Origin of the sequence: Sulfurihydrogenibium yellowstonense SS-5 (genome assembly GCF_000173615.1) — a bacterium.
Lineage (GTDB): Bacteria > Aquificota > Aquificia > Aquificales > Hydrogenothermaceae > Sulfurihydrogenibium > Sulfurihydrogenibium yellowstonense.
On sequence record NZ_ABZS01000007.1, the window covers coordinates 1 to 16,913 of the forward strand.

Here is a 16,913-nt window from a genome sequence, read left to right on the forward strand (position 1 = left end):
AAGCTCTTGAACGCTGAGAAAAGAAATGGAAAAGAGAGCAAGAGGAGAAGAGTCAGAAGCTTATGGATATTCTTATCGCATACTCACATAGAGATATGTTCAGACTTGATAATAATTACTATCAACAAACGGCTGATAAAAAGTTAAAAGGTACAGAATTCTTTAAAGTTATAGACCAAAGATACTTACATGGGGCTAATACTAAGAGAGTAGAGATAAAAGATTACACTTTCCATGAAAAAGTATTGCCTTTACCTCCAAGAGAAGGTGGTCATGGACATTAACGCTTAAAATATAGAAGGAGGAAACTGATGAAAAAGAAGCTAACTTTATTTACTATATCGGCACTTGTTCTATCTTCAAATGCCGGGACAGATAACTTTAATAATGATGTTTTAGAGGCTAAGCAATTATCAAAAATAGACGCTCAATCTTTGTCTTCTGTCCCAGCTAAGAAGATTGTCTTGTATCCACAGTACTCAGTTCGTTTAAATGATAAAAATGCTAATGAAATAGTTGAAAAAGAACAACCTGTAGAGGCAGAAATTGCAGTAGGTTATAATCAAAAAGAAATAGGAATATTAATAAGATGGAAGGATGAAACTAAATCTGTTCAACCTGCTTTAGCTACTAATAAATACGGGGACGGTGTGGCTGTTGAATTTCCAACTGTTTATGGTAAAGGTAAAACCTTAGCTTATGTAGGTATGGGAGATGCTAACCATCCTGTCATGGTTTATTTAAAGAAGGCTGTTGAAGGAAAGGAATATAAAAAGTCCTTCATCTCAGAAGGCTTTGGAACAATGACGGAAATACAAGAAAAAGGCTATAACTTTACAATGCAGTATGACGATTCCAAAAAAGAATGGACCGCTGTAATCGTAAAACCATTAAAAACTCCAGATTTAAATCTTGCATCCGGCATGGTACCTGTTGCTTTTGCTGTTTATGATGGAGACAGTTTAAACAGAGACGGGAACAAGAGAATTTCTTCATGGAAGTTTATAAAGATTGACAAATTTAAAGCTGACCCAAGCTATGTAAAATACATTTCATGGGGATATGGAGAAATCGGAGACCCGGCAAGAGGGAAAGAGCTGATGGTTCAAAATGGCTGTAATGGTTGCCATAGATATGCAGACCAAAACACAGCACCGGAAGGCTTAGCACCAAACTTGTCTAAAATTGGCGGATATTCAAACCCTGTATATTTAAAAGAATCAATAATAAACCCTAATGATGTTGTGATTAGAAATCTAAACCCAAACAGGCATTACAACAAATCAGCTGAAAAAGATAAAATTGGCGCATATCCTAACAACGATATGTACACATGGTACATCAAGGATAATAAAGGAAAATTACAATCTAAAATGCCTCCATATGCACATCTGTCTGAGAAAGATATTGCTGATATTGTTGCTTATTTAAAAACTTTAAAGTGATTTAGGAGGTAGCATTATGAAAAAGATGATTTTATCAATATTATCTGTTGGTTTAATATCTTTTGGAATTGTTAATGCAGACGAAGTGGGTGAAGAAGTAGACCTTTCAAGCGCTGTTATTACTGCAAAATCTTGTGCAGAAAAAGCAAAAGAGTTAGGCAGTTTTGAGCTTTTATCGAGCTGTCCACCGGCAGAGGCTGCTCAATCTGGATATGTTATTTATGACGTAACAGAAAACACGTTTTATGCAATTGCTCCAAAGAACGTTTACTACTTTGAGTTGGATGAAGGTTTTGGTGGAAACATTGACGCAAAAGGAAAAATTGTTGGTAAAGAAGGTGATTTGCCAGTCTTAGAAGTTCAAGAGTATAAAATCTCTCCTAAACCAAAAGCTGGATTCTTTAAAGGTTGCTTATAAAGTTTTCAATCCCGGGATACTCCCCGGGGGTTTTTTAAGTTAGAGGATGGGCAACTAAGTAAATAAAATTTGCAGATATAAGAGAATTTAATATTTTTGGTGAGAAACTAGCGGTTTTTATAAAATTTAGATAAAGGAGATCCTTCGGCCTAAAGTCCTCAGGATGACAGGTAAAGGTTGAATGGTAAGCATTAAAGGAAAGATAACCTAAGATATCATTCTGAGCGAAGTGAAGAATCTTCTGTTTTTTCATTTAAAGAAACATTTAAGGAGGAGGTCTTTCAGCCTTCGGCTTTAGGATGACAAGTAAACATCCGGCAGTGTCATTCTGCAGCCTGAAACAGAATATCATTATCCTTTTAAACTTCTTAATGAATGACTTTATTAGAATATTCAAATTTTAATATGTATTTGCAAATGATAAGCAAGGGTAATAAAATTAATACAAATCAAAATGGAGGTCTGTTATGAGACTTGGGTTTTTAGTTGATTTAAGCAGATGTATGGGGTGTATGGCGTGTGCCGTGTCTTGTAAAGCTGAAAACGATGTACCTCTTAACAGCTGGAGACTAAGAGTTAAGTACATCGACCAAGGTGAGTTTCCTTACGTAAAAAGACATTTCGTGCCTCTGAGATGTAATCATTGCGAAAATGCTCCATGTGAAAGAATCTGTCCTGTTAGTGCTCTGCATTATTTACCAAACGGAATAGTTAACGTAGACCATAACAGATGCATCGGTTGTGCTTCGTGTATGATGGCATGTCCTTACAACGCAATATACATAGACCCAATAACAAACTCAGCTGATAAATGCACATACTGCGCCCATAGAATAGAAGTTGGCATGATGCCTGCTTGCGTAGTTGCGTGCCCTACCCATGCAAATATATTTGGAGACCTTGACGACCCAGAAAGTGAAATTTCTAAGTATCTAAAAGAACATAGAGATGTAATGGTAAGAAAGCCGGAGTTAAACACAAAACCAAAACATTTCTATGTTAGAGGTTCAACTGTTGCACTTGACCCATTAGCTTCTGAAAGACCTGAAGGTTATACTTTATTTACAGAAGTTAAATTCTTAGACCATATAGGAGGGCATTAAACATGTTGGGAGCAGAAGTAACTTTTGATGTTGCATTACCAAAGGTTGTTTGGGGATGGCTTGTTTCAACCAATATGTGGGCAAAAAGTATAGCAACAGGCTCTTTTTTAGTTGGATTGTACTTCATAAAAAAGTATCCTGAAAAAGATGCATTTTTTAGAAAATGGCTACCAATTCTTGGATTAATATTTATAGCTATAACGCTTTTAGTAACGGTTTTAGACTTGCACCACATGTTTAGATTCTGGAAAATCTTTGTATTTGCCCATTTTACATCAGCAGTTACACTTGGTGCTTGGGTGGTTTCTGCGTTTGTTATAGTTTTACTTTTATCTTTCTGGTCATGGGTTACAGGAAACAGAAAATTGTTTGATAAAATTGCAATACCGGGATTTATCATTGCCTTTTTCTCAACTATTTACACAGCCGGAATTATGGGGCAATCAACAGCAAGAGAGCTTTGGGTATTTCCTGTAGAGTTGTTCCAAATGTTATTATCTGCTGTTTTAGCCGGTTCTGCAGCTTATCTACTTCTTATGCAAATATTCAACGTCCAAATGGAAGATGTTAAGAGAGAATTAAGCTTTATTTTTATAGGTTCAGCGTTTTTATCTGCGGCAGGATATATTGGAGAGCTCTTATTTGCAAGAATGCACTCAGAATTTTCTCACAGAGCAGTTGAGATTTTAGCTTTTGGCGAGCTTGCTCCTATGTTCTGGCTTGGTATGTTCCTTACGTTTATCATTCCAATAGTACTAGTAGGAGTGGCTACAGAAAAGAAAAAGTATGAGTACCTAACCTTAGGCTCAATTTCAGCTTTAATAGGGCTTTGGCTTATAAAGCATAGCTGGCTTTTAGCTCCTCAAATGCTTCCTTTAAGCTAATAAATTAAGGAGGGATTAAGAAATGATGAAATTATCAAGAAGAAATTTTATAAAAGGAACAGCGGCAGCAGTTGGTGGAGTTGCTTTAACAAAGGGCATTTTTCAAAAAGTAGATGCAGATAATAAAGTTGCAAACAATGAAGCATTAACATTTGAACCTAAGCATTTAGATTACTACCCACCGTTTGAAAAATGGAACAGCTGGAAAGAGCCAGCAGGTGATTATTGGAAAAAAGAAGGTGGTGCATTAAGAGATGGTGTTAAGCTTATTGATTATATGATAGTTCCGACTGTTTGTAATAACTGTGAGGCTGCATGCGGTTTAACAGCTTGGATAGATAAAGAATCTATGACAGTAAAAAAATTTATGGGTAATCCATTCCATTCAGGTTCAAGAGGTAGAAACTGTGCAAAAGGTTACGCTTCTTTAAACCAGATGTACGACCCAGACAGAATACCATTCCCGTTAAAAAGAGCTCCTGGCAGCAAAAGAGGAGAAAATAAATGGGTAAGAACAACTTGGGAAGAGGCTCTTGAAACAATCGGCAAAAAGATGAGAGAGGTCCTGCTGAAAGGTGACGAGATCTCTAAAAAACAGATTAACTATCACGTTGGAAGGCCTAACGAAATGAGTTTTAACGTCAAAAGGGTTGTTTGGTCTTGGGGTGTCGACGGCAGAAACTCTCACACAAATATATGCTCTTCTAATGGTAGATTTGGAGCTATTATTTGCGTAGGTGATGACAGAACATCACCAGATTTTGGCAATTCTAAGTTAATTCTGTTAAACTCATCTCATGCAGCAGATGCAGGACACTACTACCAACAGCATGCCGGATACATAGCAGATGCAAGAGCTAAAGGAGCTAAGTTGGTAGTTATTGACCCAAGGCTTTCTAACTCTGCTGGAATGGCTGACCTTTGGATTCCAGCATGGCCTGGTACAGAAGCAGCATTATACATAGCAATTTTAAACAGACTAATCCAGGAAGATAAATTTGATAGAAAGTTTGTAGAAAGATGGACAAACTGGAAGCAGTTAATGAAAGATAAAGAGTATCTAAATTATCTTAAAGAAAATGGATATATTTCAGCACTTCCAAAAGGCGAAACCTTTGATGATTTCATAGAGCTTTTAAAAGATATGTATAAAGATTACACCTTTGAATGGGCTGCACAGGAATGTAGAATACCTGTTGAAATGATTGATAAACTCTACGAAATGGTAGTTTATGCAGGAAACGCTATTACAAATTACCAATGGAGAGGTCCTGCAGCCGGAAACAGAGGTGGATGGGTTGTAGGTAGAGCTATGAATATGCTTTTGACGTTTACCGGTTCTATTGGGTCTGTTGGTGGTGTAGGTTGGAAACATTGGCATGTTATAGATGTCGGTGATAAAGGTGGTGATGCATGCATGGCAGATAAACCAGACCCGGTAAAAGTTTGGAATGAATTACACTGGCCACCAGAATGGCCGTTGTCTTCTTATGAGCTTAGCTTTTTGTATCCGCATCTTTTGATAGATGATGAATGGAGAAAGAAATGGCAAGAAAAAGGATTAAAGATACCGGATAAGGTGGAGGTATGGTTTTCAAGAATTTACAACCCTGTATGGATTAACCCGGATGGGTTTAGATGGGTAGAAGTATTAAAAGATGAAAATAAATTTGGTTTAACAGTTTATATGTCTCCAAACTGGGCTGAAACAGCATTCTACTGTGATTATATACTTCCAATGGGATTAGCCGGAGAAAGACACGACCAACATTCTTCAGAAACAAAACCTGAAAGATGGACAGGATTTAGACAGCCGGTTTTAAGAGTTGCGCTAATGAAAATGGGATGGAAGCCAAACGACCCGGCGAAAGCTACATTAGAAGCACACAAAAAAGTAGGCCTTGGTGAAATTTGGGAAGAAAATGAATTTTTCATCAATCTTGCCTTTGCAATAGACCCGGACGGAAGTCTTGGAATAAGAAAATACTGGGAATCAAAACAAAACCCAGGAAAGCCGGTTACAATTGAAGAGTATTACAATGCAGCATTCTCAAAACTTCCTAAGCTTTCTGAAGTTTGCAAACAGCTTGGCATCACTCCGTATGAATACATTAGAGATAGAGGAGCTTGGACGGAAGAGACAAACATCTACTATGTGATGGAAAGACCGTTGCCTTATGACCAAGAAAAAGGTGTTTACAAATATAAAGGAAAAGAAATTCCAAAATCTGCTATTAAGATAGATGAAGAGCTTGGTATTGTTTATGCAGAGGAAGAAGGTAAGAAGCATACGATCGGTGTATACAAAGATGGAAAAATTCTCCAAGGGTTCCATACTCCTTCCGGACACATAGAATTTTACTCACCAACGCTAAAAGACTGGAAATGGCCTGAGTATGCAGTTTTATACTATCCAAAAAATAAAGAGCAAAGACAAAAAATGATTCATATCGTTAGCCACGTGCACCACGACTACATTGCAGAAGAGAATGCATTTGTATTAAACCCAATTTACAGACTTCCGTACTTAATTCACACAAGAAGTATTAACGCAAAGTGGTTGATGGAAATAGGACAGAACCATAACCCATTATGGATTTATGAAAAAGATGCTAAAAGACTTGGAATCAACAGAGGAGATGCTGTAAAAGTTTGGGTTGTAGATACATTAACAGGCATTAAAACCGGATACTTTGTAGCAATGGCAGTGCCAACTCAAGCAACAAGACCTGGCGTTGTTGCATGTTCGCACCATAACGGAAGATGGAGACTTGTAAACGAAGTAAAAATAGATGGATTTAAACATCCGCTTGGTGTAATGAGATTAGGTTCTGTGCTTGTTGATATTAAAAATGAAGGCTCTAAATATTTCATGAGAACAAAAGAGGGTGTAAAACCATTTGAATCATGGCAGTTCCCAGAATTTAACAAAGATACAGAATTGATCTGGTGGAAAGGAACAACGGGAGTATTCCAAAACGCAGTATTCCCAGTAAATCCAGACCCAATAAGCGGTATGCAATGCTGGCATAAGAAAGTATTAATAGAAAAAGCAGGTCCAGAGGATAGAATAGGTGATGTATTTGTAGACATTCAAAAAACATTTGAAGTTTACAAAGCTTGGAGAGATCAACTAACAAGACCAGCGCCAGGACCGGGTGGACTTAGAAGACCAAAATGGATGCCAAGACCATGGGTTCCATTAGCAGACGAAGCTTATAAAATGCTAGGGTCTGAATCTTAATAACCATACACAGGGACAGTCTTAAAAAGGCTGTCCTTATCTTGTTATAATTTATTATCAAATAATCTTGTGAGGTCAGCATGGACGATAAAATCCAAGAAAATCAAGGAAGAATAAATATGTATGCTTTTATATCAAGACTTTTAATAGAAGAAATTGATGAAAACCTTCTTGAAAAAATAAAAAATAATCCTGATTTGTTAGAACTTTTTCCAAACACAAAAGAATGGGAAGCTTTTAAAACAAAATCTACAAAGGAATTAATAGATGAAGATTTAAACGTTGATTATACGACGGTTTTTATACTAAACGCCTATCCTTACGAATCTGTATTCATGAATGACGAAGGACATATCAACCCAACGCCAACAAACCCAACATTGCAATTTTACCTTGAACATGGATATGAAATAGATTTAAACAAAACAAGAGTACTATCTCCAGACCATATAGCAGTTGAGCTTGAATTTATGATAACTTTAATCCAAGAGCAACTAAAAGCATATTCAATGATCGACCAAGAAGGAGAAAAAAAGGCGCTTAATCTTCAAAAAGAGTTTATGGAAAATCATATACTTCAATGGGCACCAATATATCTTATGGCTGCAAGAGATATGAGCGAAACTCCTTTTTATTATGATGTTTGTCAAATGGCTTTAGATTTTATCATGACAGACTATGAATACATCTTAGAACAATTAGAGGCTGAAAATGTCGGCAAGTAGATTAAACTTTGATATATATTCCTGCGTTAGAGTTTATTACAGATATGCAGACTGTAATAAATGTGTCAACGTATGTCCAACTCAAGCTATAAATATTGAAAATGACAAAATTAAAGTAAATTTTGAAAACTGCGTTGAGTGTGGAGCCTGCGTTGGAAACTGTCCAACTGAAAGTTATAAACTAAATGGTTTTGACTTAGTGGATTTTTATGTTAAGTTTACAGATTTAGATAAAAACTTCATATCATGTAAAGTAGATTTACCATGTTTATCAGCACTTGATGAAAACTATTTAGTCTCTATCTGTATAGACAAAAATTCAGATTTGATACTTGATATCGGGCATTGCGGTCAATGTCAGATTGGAAAGCAGTTAGATATAATAAAACGCAACACAGAAAAAGCAAACTATATATTAGAGCAAGCAGGTTTAGATTATAGAGTGAAATTAGAAGATATAAAATTTGAAAAAGAAGAAAAGCAAGAAAATAAAAGAAGGTCTTTTTTAAAGATGTTTGCAAAACAGACGGCAGCCTTAGCTTTTTGGGCTGTTGAAGATAAGTTAGAGCAGATAGTTGAAAATACAGAAGAAGAGGAAGAAAAACCTTACAAAAACATTGTAAGCGAGAAAGTCATCCCAGAAAAAAGAAAGATTTTATACACAGCTCTATCAAAGATAGACCCAACAGACAAATGCTTTGAAGTAGAAAAGATTGAATTTTCATCAGATAAATGGATTGACAACTCTAAATGTACAAACTGTTCAATTTGTTATAACGTTTGTCCAACAGGAGCTTTAACCCCCGATGATAGCAAATTAAAAGTTTTGTTTAGTCCTACTTTATGTATTAAATGCAGAATCTGTCATGACGTATGCCCCGAAAAATGTATCCATTTAGAAGAAAAACTATACTTAGAAGACTTTATTTCAGGAAAGTATAAAGTATTGGCTCAGCATGTAATGATACCATGCAGTGAATGTTTAGTCCCATTCTCATATAAAGGTGATACAACAGTCTGTCCAAGATGCAGACAGCTTGAAGATGAACTTAGAGAGTTGTTAAAAATCGGAGATTAAGTGAGGCTGCTTGCAAAAATCCACATTGTCATTCTGAGCGAAGCGAAGAGTCTCCTGTTTTTTCAAATCAAAAAAGACTTTGGGACTAAAGTCATCAGGATGGCAAAAAAGGGTAAGTTTACGAGAATTTTAGAAAAACATCTTTTGAAAATCAACAAATAAAGAAAAAAAGAAAGGGAGCTTTTAGCTCCCTTTGATGGATTAATTACTTCTTGAGTTCTTCTATTGGAATTAAAAAGTCTTCATTAACTGCTTCTTGGACGTTTTGAGATATTCTGTATGCACAGAACGAAGGACCACACATAGAACAGAATTTAGCAGATTTATACCCTTCCTGTGGCAATGTTTCATCATGATATTTTCTTGCAGTTTCCGGGTCAATTGCAAGCTCAAACTGTCTTTCCCAGTCAAATTCATATCTTGCTTTAGACATTGCATCATCCCATTCTTTAGCACCTTTTCTGTGTCTTGCAAGGTCTGCTGCATGTGCTGCTATTTTGTAAGCTATCAATCCTTGTTTTACGTCTTCTGCATTTGGAAGTCCTAAGTGCTCTTTTGGTGTAACATAGCATAACATTGATGCACCATACCATCCAGCCATAGCCGCACCGATGGCAGATGCAATATGGTCATAACCAGGAGCAATATCTGTTACTAACGGACCTAAAACATAAAATGGAGCTTCATGACACCATTCTTGTTGTTTTCTGATATTCATTTCTATTTGATCCATCGGAACGTGACCCGGTCCTTCAACCATGACTTGAACGTCGTGCTCCCATGCTTTCTTTGTTAATTCTCCAAGAACTTTTAATTCTGCAAATTGAGCTTCATCTGATGCATCATTTATACATCCCGGTCTAAGACCATCACCAAGAGAGAACGTAACGTCATATTTCTTAAAGATTTCGCAGATTTTGTCAAAGTTTGTATAAAGTGGGTTTTGTTTTCCGTGAACAACCATCCATTGAGCAATTATAGAGCCACCTCTTGAAACAATTCCCATAAGTCTATGATTTACAAGTGGCAAAAATTCCCTAAGCAAGCCAGCGTGAATAGTCATATAATCTACACCTTGCTGAGCTTGTAGTTCAATGATATCAAGAATGTCTTGTTCTGTTAGTTTTTCTATACTTCTAACTTCTTGTAAAGCTTGGTAGATAGGCACTGTTCCAACAGGTACTGGAGAGTTTTCTATAATTGCTTTTCTGATTTCATTAATATTTCCACCTGTTGATAGGTCCATTACAGTATCTGCACCATATTTAAGAGCAACTCTTAATTTTTCAAGCTCTCCTTCTATGTCTGAGACTACTGCTGAATTACCGATGTTTGCATTAACTTTACATTTTGCAGCAATACCAATAGCCATAGGCTCTAAGTTGATATGATTGATGTTTGCAGGTATAACCATTCTTCCACGAGCAACTTCATCTCTGATCAACTCTACTGGAAGGTCTTCTCTTTTGGCTACATACTCCATCTCTTCAGTGATGATTCCTTGGCGTGCAAAGTGCATTTGAGTAACATTTGGCTTTCCGATCCTTTTTGATACATACACACGCATATTTTTTAACCTCCAAGTTTAATAAATAATCCTGCATTAAGGAAGATGGCTTGGAGGTTTTCTCAAGCCCGCTTCCCTACGGCAGCATTACCTGCATCAGGTTCTAAGGGTATGTTCTCAGGCTGTCTTTTTAAGACAACCACCCCCGCGGCTTATTGCAACTTAATATATAACATATATTCAATTATTTCAATAGCTTTTGTATGCAAAACATCATAAATGTCAAGCAAAAAGTAATAAAGTTAAGATAAATGTTAACCATATCTCATAAAGCTTAAGCTACAAATCTAAATTTTTTATAGTCTAATGATTTAATACAAATGATTTAATATGCCTCGGGTGAGAAATTCAAATATAAATGGAACATCTAAAAAACTCCTTGGTGGCAGTTAAAATTTTAATAGCAAAAATTCTACTAAACATTCAATCAAAAAAGAAAGCAGGTAGACCACCTAAGGTATCTGATTTACAACTTGCAGCTTTATATATCACATCCTACATTTCAAACACTCCTATTCTTACACTTGCCAGATTTTTAATTTATCCTTCTATTCAATCTTGGCATCTGTTTAGAAAATCAAAATCAGAAAGAGTTTATAAAATCCTCAGAGAATATTGGCTAATTGGGTAAAAAGAAAGAGGAAAATATACAGCGAGCATTTGAAGAAAGAAATAGAAGACGAAAGTATTTACTATGGACTTTTGGATATGGTGGTTTGTGATAAAAATGGTATGGTTTATGATATATGATTGAAGCAGTAAATTCTCAAATCTTATCTATATGTATATGCTATTGGTTATAGCTTTTTTAGAAAAAGTAGACTATGGAGGTAATTTCTCGCCCAAGGTATAAGTGAAGAATTATGGATAAATTGAATATATGCATTCAGCTTCTGCCTTTCATTAAATCCTTGGTGTACCGGCAATTCATGAACTGTTCCAATAATCATCAACCTTTCACTTTCTCAATTTTTAACATTCTACTAAAATGTTATAATAAATAAATTATTAAAGATTTTAAAACAAAGGAGTTTTTAGAGGAATGGAAGATATTAAAAAAGTTCCAATAGAAGAGGAAGTTAAAAGTGCTTATATAGATTATGCAATGTCAGTTATTGCCGGTAGAGCCATTCCGGATGTTAGGGATGGCTTAAAACCGGTTCAAAGAAGAATTTTATATTCCATGTATGAGCTGGGCTTACTTCCAAATAAACCATATAAAAAATCTGCGAGAGTTGTAGGGGAAACGCTTGGTAAATTCCATCCACATGGTGATGCATCTGTCTATGATGCTCTTGTAAGAATGGCACAAGATTTTACAATGAGATATCCATTAATAGAAGGTCAAGGGAACTTTGGTTCAATAGACGGCGACCCACCTGCTGCTATGCGTTATACAGAAGCAAGGTTAACAAAATTAGCTGTTGAAATGCTTGAAGATATAGATAAAAACACCGTTGATATGATGCCTAACTTTGATGCTTCATTAGAAGAGCCTACGGTATTACCTTCAAAATTTCCAAATTTAATATGCAATGGAACAACCGGTATTGCGGTAGGACTTGCTACGAGCATTCCACCCCATAACTTTACAGAGGTAGCAGAAGCTTTAAAATACTTGGCAGAATTTCCGGATGCTACTATAGAAGAGCTGTTTAATTTTATAAAAGGACCGGATTTTCCAACAGGTGGAGTAATCACAAACACCAAAGAAGAGCTAATTGATATATACAAATCATCAAGAGGTTCAATAACAATAAAAGGTAAAGCAAGAATAGAAAAGCTGCCAGGAAACAGACAAAGGATAGTTATCTATGAAATTCCATACCAAGTTAACAAAGTTGAACTTATCAAAAAAATAGCGGAGCTTGTTAGAACAGGAAAAGAAAAAGGAATATCAGACCTAAGAGATGAATCAGACAGAACAGGAATTAGAATTGTAATAGAGTTAAAAAGAGATGCAGATGCTGAAAAAGTCTTGAAGAAACTATACAAAAGCACGCCTCTAGAAAAGAACTTTCCGGTAAATTTAACAGTGTTAGTAGATAAACAGCCAAGAGTATTGAATTTAAAAGAATTACTTCAAGAATTTATAAAACACAGAATAGAAATTATAACAAGAAGGACGTTATTCGAATTAGAAAAAGCAGAAAACAGATTGCATATTGTAGAAGGGCTGATTACAGCCTTAGAAAATGCAGATAAAGTTATTGAAATAGTTCGTTCATCCAAAGATACCGCACAAGCAAGAGAACTGCTTACATCGCAGTTTAACCTATCTGAAACACAGGCAAACGCTATTCTTGACATGAGATTATCAAGATTTACATCCTTAGAAACACAAAAGTTAAAAGATGAAAGCACAGAGTTAAAACAAAAAATAGAAAGATATAAACAAATTCTTTCAAGTGATGACGAGAAAATCAAAGTATTCATTGAAGAGACCGATGAGTTAGTTAGAAAATATGGGGACCAAAGAAAAACAACTATCGCAACAGAAAAAGAACTTACATTTAAAGAACATTTCATGTTTGCTATTTTAAATACAGGAAGAATTGTCAATTATAAAGTAGAAGATGAAACTTCAAAAGCTGACATTTTACAAAGAATTATCAATAGCCTGTCAATATCTCTAACGGAAGGAGAAAAGATAGTCTCTATTCAAGAAGTAGAAGGGTCTAAACCGATTGCTTTCTTTACAAAAGATGGAAAAGCTTATTGGAGCTTAGTTATAGACCTTCCAAAAGGCGAAGATAAGCTAAATATTGAAGGTGAAATAGTTGGAACAGCTTATCAAGGAGAAGGTGAAGAAAACAGAGTATTTTTAATAACAAAGAAAGGTATTATCAAAAGAATGTCCGATGAAGATATATTCTATAAGTCGCAAGGGCATATGGTAATGCCGTTAAACGAGGGTGATGAGCTTGTAGTGGCAGTTGCAGATAGGCATCCTTCCTACATTGGAATTTACACAAAAAATGCGGATTTACTCTTATTTGAAAGAAATGAAGTAAGAATTACAGGAGACAAGGCAAAGGGTGTAGAAGCTATTGATTTAGATGAAAATGACGAAGTAGCAGGAGCATTTTTCTTAAATGGTCATGAATATCTATTAGTATCTACTTCTTTTGGTTATATGAAGCATGTAGAAAAGACAGAGTTTCCAATCAAGAAAAGAGCACAAAAAGGTCTTATGGCAGTAAAATTAAATAAAGGCGATTATGTAGTGTCAATATTACCTGTTAATGAATCTGATGAAGTATTGATTAATACAAAACGTGGCAAACTCTTAAAGTTAAAAATTGATAAAGAAGCAATACCTATTGAAAAGAGAACATCCTTGGGTAAAAATTTATTTAGATTTGAAGCCGATAGAATTGTGAATGTGTTAAAACTTCCACTTTTTGAAGAGAGTAAAGAATGATAAGAGTTTTATACATACTTGGCATAATAATAGGACTTTATGCAATTTTTAACAATTTGCCATACATTTTTAGCGTTAATTTTTCGGATCCGGGACTGGCTATAGCAAAAATTTTAGTTTCTCTTTTTCCTGTAATAGCTGGCGGTGTTATTGTTTATGTTTCCGGATATAATCTGTATTTGAGTTTTAAAAAGAAAGATGAAAGTAAAGAGGGGTAAGAAGTAAGAGATAGAGTAGATTCTTTATACAGCTTCCGGATAACAAAAAACAGGATTAATAAATGCAAACTTATCTTGTATCTTATTATTCGTTGGTGCTCCAAAATTTTTATTAATGTTACCCTTGTTCGTTATCTTGAAGACTTTAGCCCAAAAGATCTCCTTTTTTTTAAAGAATGCAAATCAGTAGAGGCGATTTATGAATCCTCCTTACAAAGGTAAAGTTGCCATTCTGCAGCCGGCGAAGAATCTCAACCTCAAAGATGTCATTCTGAGCGAAGCGAAGAATCTCTTTTTTATCATTTTTAAAAGAGGAGATCCTTCGGCCTACGGCCTCAGTATGACAAGAAAAGGTAAAGCTTACGAGAATTTTTGGAACACTCGCACTATAACGATAAACATCGCCGCTAAATTGAATTTATGCTAAAATTTAACATAAAAATACGAAATATGGAGTTTTTTCATGAGAAGTGATGAGATCAAAAAAGGTATAGAAAGAGCGCCACACAGAAGCTTACTTAGAGCCTGCGGACTTAAAGAAGAAGACTTTGGAAAACCATTTATCGGGGTTGCTAACTCTTACATAGATATAATACCCGGACACGTTCACCTGCAGGAATTTGCAAAAATTGTTAAAGAAGCTATCAGAGAAGCAGGAGGAGTTCCATTTGAGTTTAACGTGATTGGTGTTGATGATGGAATAGCAATGGGACACTCCGGAATGTTCTATTCATTACCAAGTAGAGAGCTAATAGCTGATAGCGTAGAAACGGTAGTTCAAGCACATAAATTAGATGGGTTGGTATTAATACCAAACTGTGACAAAATTGTACCTGGAATGATAATGGCTGCTGCAAGGGTTAATATTCCTACAATCCTTGTAAGCGGTGGACCTATGGCAGCAGGTCATACATCAGATGGAAAACCAATAGACCTTGCTACTGTTTTTGAGGCTGTCGGTGGAATAAAAAAAGGGTTGATAGATGAAAAACAGTTAATAGACATAGAAACTCATGCTTGTCCTACATGTGGTTCTTGTTCTGGAATGTTTACTGCAAACTCTATGAACTGTCTTGCAGAAGCACTTGGTATAGCACTACCCGGAAATGGCTCAATTCTTGCTATAGACCCAAGAAGAAAAGAATTGGCAAAACAAGCAGGAAGACAAATAGTAGAGCTTGTTAAAGCTGGATTAAAATTTAGAGATATAGTTAATCAAGAAACTATTGAAAATGCGTTTACTCTTGATATTGCAATGGGTGGCTCATCAAATACTGTTTTACACTACTTGCCATTGCACACGAAGCTGGAATAGAATTCCGATGGAGAAAATAGATGAAATTTCACGAAAAACACCAACTCTTTGTAAATTAGCTCCGGCTTCACAGTATCACATGGAAGACTTAGATAAAGCTGGTGGAATTTATGCAATCTTAAAAGAGCTTTCTAAAAAGAATTTACTACATTTAGACAGACCGACAGTTTTGATGAAAACTATTGGAGAAGCAATCAAAAATGCAGAAATAAAAGACACAAATGTAATAAGACCCATAGATAATCCATACAGTGAAACGGGTGGTCTTGCGGTACTATTTGGAAATCTTGCACCGGATGGAGCGGTTGTAAAGGCTGCTGCAGTAGACCCAAAAATTTTAGTCCACAGAGGAACAGCTGTAGTATTTGATAGTGAAGAAGAGGCAATAGAAGGCATTACAAACGGAAAGGTAAAGGAAGGGAACGTTGTTGTGATTAGATACGAAGGTCCAAAAGGTGGACCGGGAATGAGAGAGATGCTGGCTCCTACTTCAACAATCATGGGAATGGGACTTGGAGATAAAGTCTCATTGATCACAGACGGAAGATTTTCCGGGGCTACAAGAGGAGCTTGTATAGGACATGTTTCTCCAGAAGCTGCAGCAGGTGGTCCTATCGGAATTGTTCAAGACGGAGACGAAATTTTAATAGATATTCCAAATAGAAAAATTGAACTTTTGATATCTGAGCAAGAGTTTGAAAGAAGAATGAAAGAGTTTAAGCCAAAGAAAAAAGAAATACCAAGCCCATGGCTTAGAAGATACTCTAAATTTGTCACATCGGCAAACAAAGGTGCAATTTTAAGCGATGAATGCAGTTAAGGAGAGTTAGATGAAAGCCATTCAAAGCGCAGAAAGTGTATGTCTTGGACATCCGGATAAAATAGCAGACATAATAGCAGATGCTATATTAGACGACCTTATTTCAAAAGACCCCTATACAAGAGCATCGATAGAAGTGTTAGTAACGATGGGGCTTGTTCATGTTGCAGGAGAAATCTCAACAGATGCATACGCTGATATACCAACCATCGTAAGAAATACATTGATAGAGATAGGCTATACTAAACCAGAGTATGGATTTGACGGATACACGGCAGGAGTAATTACAACCATAAACGATCAAAGTCCGGAGTTATCCCTTGGACTCCCTTCAGATAAAGCCGGGGATAGCTGTATAGTTATAGGATATGCTACCAGTGAAACAGAAAACTACATGCCGCTTGCGTCTAATGTTGCCAATGAAATAACAAAAAGAATAAATACATTAAGAAAAGAAAATATAGTCCCATTTTTAAGACCGGATGGTAAAGCTATTGTGTCTGTTGAATATGAAAACGGAAAACCTAAAAGAGTAAACAGCATAGCAGTTATGGTCCAACATGAGCCATATATAACAGAAAGAGAAATAAAAGAAGTAATTATGGAAGAAGTTATAAAAAAGTTAAAGTATAGTAATTATATTGACAATAAGACTAATATTATTATTAACCC

At 35.8% G+C, this 16,913-nt stretch carries 13 protein-coding genes, 1 pseudogene and 1 riboswitch; of the genes and pseudogenes, 13 read left to right on the forward strand and 1 reads right to left on the reverse strand.

The genetic code is table 11. The features are described 5' to 3' along the window. Nucleotides 1–62: 62 nt before the first annotated feature. The 8 genes from SULYE_RS00560 (at nt 63) to SULYE_RS00595 (ending at nt 8,897) form a co-directional block, all read left to right on the forward strand. Nucleotides 63–284 carry a hypothetical protein gene (locus SULYE_RS00560; RefSeq protein ID WP_007545515.1) on the forward strand — a complete coding sequence of 74 codons (222 nt, stop codon included), beginning with the start codon at nt 63–65 and terminating at the stop codon, nt 282–284. A gap of 27 nt (nt 285–311) precedes the next feature. Continuing rightward, entirely contained in the window at nt 312–1,445 is a 1,134-nt protein-coding gene (locus tag SULYE_RS00565) for a c-type cytochrome (protein WP_007545516.1), read from the forward strand. A 16-nt stretch (nt 1,446–1,461) separates the two neighbouring features. Continuing rightward, on the forward strand, nt 1,462–1,863 hold the full coding sequence (locus SULYE_RS00570; RefSeq protein WP_007545517.1) for a hypothetical protein: 402 nt from the start codon (nt 1,462–1,464) through the stop codon (nt 1,861–1,863). Between the two features lie 467 nt (nt 1,864–2,330). Further along, nucleotides 2,331–2,966 (forward strand): 4Fe-4S dicluster domain-containing protein, encoded by a 636-nt coding sequence (locus SULYE_RS00575; protein ID WP_007545518.1) that lies wholly within the window; start codon nt 2,331–2,333, stop codon nt 2,964–2,966. A gap of 2 nt (nt 2,967–2,968) precedes the next feature. After that, a complete protein-coding gene (gene nrfD, locus SULYE_RS00580) occupies nt 2,969–3,850 on the forward strand; it encodes an NrfD/PsrC family molybdoenzyme membrane anchor subunit (protein ID WP_007545519.1) in 882 nt (293 codons plus the stop codon). A 22-nt stretch (nt 3,851–3,872) separates the two neighbouring features. Beyond that, nucleotides 3,873–7,094, forward strand: coding sequence for a molybdopterin-dependent oxidoreductase (locus tag SULYE_RS00585; protein WP_007545520.1), 3,222 nt, complete (start codon nt 3,873–3,875; stop codon nt 7,092–7,094). A gap of 80 nt (nt 7,095–7,174) precedes the next feature. Next, entirely contained in the window at nt 7,175–7,819 is a 645-nt protein-coding gene (locus tag SULYE_RS00590; protein WP_007545521.1) for a TorD/DmsD family molecular chaperone, read from the forward strand. Next, a complete protein-coding gene (locus tag SULYE_RS00595) occupies nt 7,806–8,897 on the forward strand; it encodes a 4Fe-4S binding protein (protein ID WP_007545522.1) in 1,092 nt (363 codons plus the stop codon). Before SULYE_RS00590 ends, SULYE_RS00595 begins: the two co-directional genes overlap by 14 nt. Nucleotides 8,898–9,102: 205 nt before the next feature. On the opposite strand, the gene thiC is transcribed toward SULYE_RS00595, so the two are convergent. After that, complete coding sequence (gene thiC, locus SULYE_RS00600) at nt 9,103–10,464, reverse strand: phosphomethylpyrimidine synthase ThiC (protein ID WP_007545523.1); 1,362 nt, start codon at nt 10,462–10,464, stop codon at nt 9,103–9,105. Between the two features lie 55 nt (nt 10,465–10,519). Continuing rightward, a riboswitch (TPP riboswitch) is annotated at nt 10,520–10,621 on the reverse strand. A 201-nt stretch (nt 10,622–10,822) separates the two neighbouring features. On the opposite strand from thiC, the gene SULYE_RS00605 reads away from it, so the two are divergent. From SULYE_RS00605 to SULYE_RS00630, 5 genes and pseudogenes are all read left to right on the forward strand, one after another. Beyond that, nucleotides 10,823–11,095 carry a hypothetical protein gene (locus SULYE_RS00605; protein ID WP_007545524.1) on the forward strand — a complete coding sequence of 91 codons (273 nt, stop codon included), beginning with the start codon at nt 10,823–10,825 and terminating at the stop codon, nt 11,093–11,095. 411 nt (nt 11,096–11,506) lie between these two features. Continuing rightward, entirely contained in the window at nt 11,507–13,888 is a 2,382-nt protein-coding gene (locus SULYE_RS00610; protein WP_007545526.1) for a DNA gyrase/topoisomerase IV subunit A, read from the forward strand. After that, nucleotides 13,885–14,106: a hypothetical protein gene (locus SULYE_RS00615; RefSeq protein ID WP_007545527.1), complete on the forward strand. Its 222-nt coding sequence runs from the start codon at nt 13,885–13,887 to the stop codon at nt 14,104–14,106. The genes SULYE_RS00610 and SULYE_RS00615 overlap by 4 nt, the downstream gene beginning before the upstream one ends. Nucleotides 14,107–14,569: 463 nt before the next feature. Further along, nucleotides 14,570–16,241: pseudogene (gene ilvD, locus SULYE_RS00625) on the forward strand (dihydroxy-acid dehydratase). 10 nt (nt 16,242–16,251) lie between these two features. Next, the coding region (locus SULYE_RS00630) for an S-adenosylmethionine synthetase N-terminal domain-containing protein (protein ID WP_007545530.1) at nt 16,252–16,913 on the forward strand (662 nt) is incomplete at its 3' end.

Excerpts from the sequence above, each read along its gene's own strand:
- SULYE_RS00560 (WP_007545515.1), top strand. The coding sequence starts at position 63 with ATGGATATTCTTATCGCATACTCACATAGAGATATGTTCAGACTTGAT.
- SULYE_RS00565 (WP_007545516.1), top strand. The coding sequence starts at position 312 with ATGAAAAAGAAGCTAACTTTATTTACTATATCGGCACTTGTTCTATCT.
- SULYE_RS00570 (WP_007545517.1), top strand. The coding sequence starts at position 1,462 with ATGAAAAAGATGATTTTATCAATATTATCTGTTGGTTTAATATCTTTT.
- SULYE_RS00575 (WP_007545518.1), top strand. The coding sequence starts at position 2,331 with ATGAGACTTGGGTTTTTAGTTGATTTAAGCAGATGTATGGGGTGTATG.
- nrfD (WP_007545519.1), top strand. The coding sequence starts at position 2,969 with ATGTTGGGAGCAGAAGTAACTTTTGATGTTGCATTACCAAAGGTTGTT.
- SULYE_RS00585 (WP_007545520.1), top strand. The coding sequence starts at position 3,873 with ATGATGAAATTATCAAGAAGAAATTTTATAAAAGGAACAGCGGCAGCA.
- SULYE_RS00590 (WP_007545521.1), top strand. The coding sequence starts at position 7,175 with ATGGACGATAAAATCCAAGAAAATCAAGGAAGAATAAATATGTATGCT.
- SULYE_RS00595 (WP_007545522.1), top strand. The coding sequence starts at position 7,806 with ATGTCGGCAAGTAGATTAAACTTTGATATATATTCCTGCGTTAGAGTT.
- thiC (WP_007545523.1), bottom strand. The coding sequence starts at position 10,464 with ATGCGTGTGTATGTATCAAAAAGGATCGGAAAGCCAAATGTTACTCAA.
- SULYE_RS00605 (WP_007545524.1), top strand. The coding sequence starts at position 10,823 with ATGGAACATCTAAAAAACTCCTTGGTGGCAGTTAAAATTTTAATAGCA.
- SULYE_RS00610 (WP_007545526.1), top strand. The coding sequence starts at position 11,507 with ATGGAAGATATTAAAAAAGTTCCAATAGAAGAGGAAGTTAAAAGTGCT.
- SULYE_RS00615 (WP_007545527.1), top strand. The coding sequence starts at position 13,885 with ATGATAAGAGTTTTATACATACTTGGCATAATAATAGGACTTTATGCA.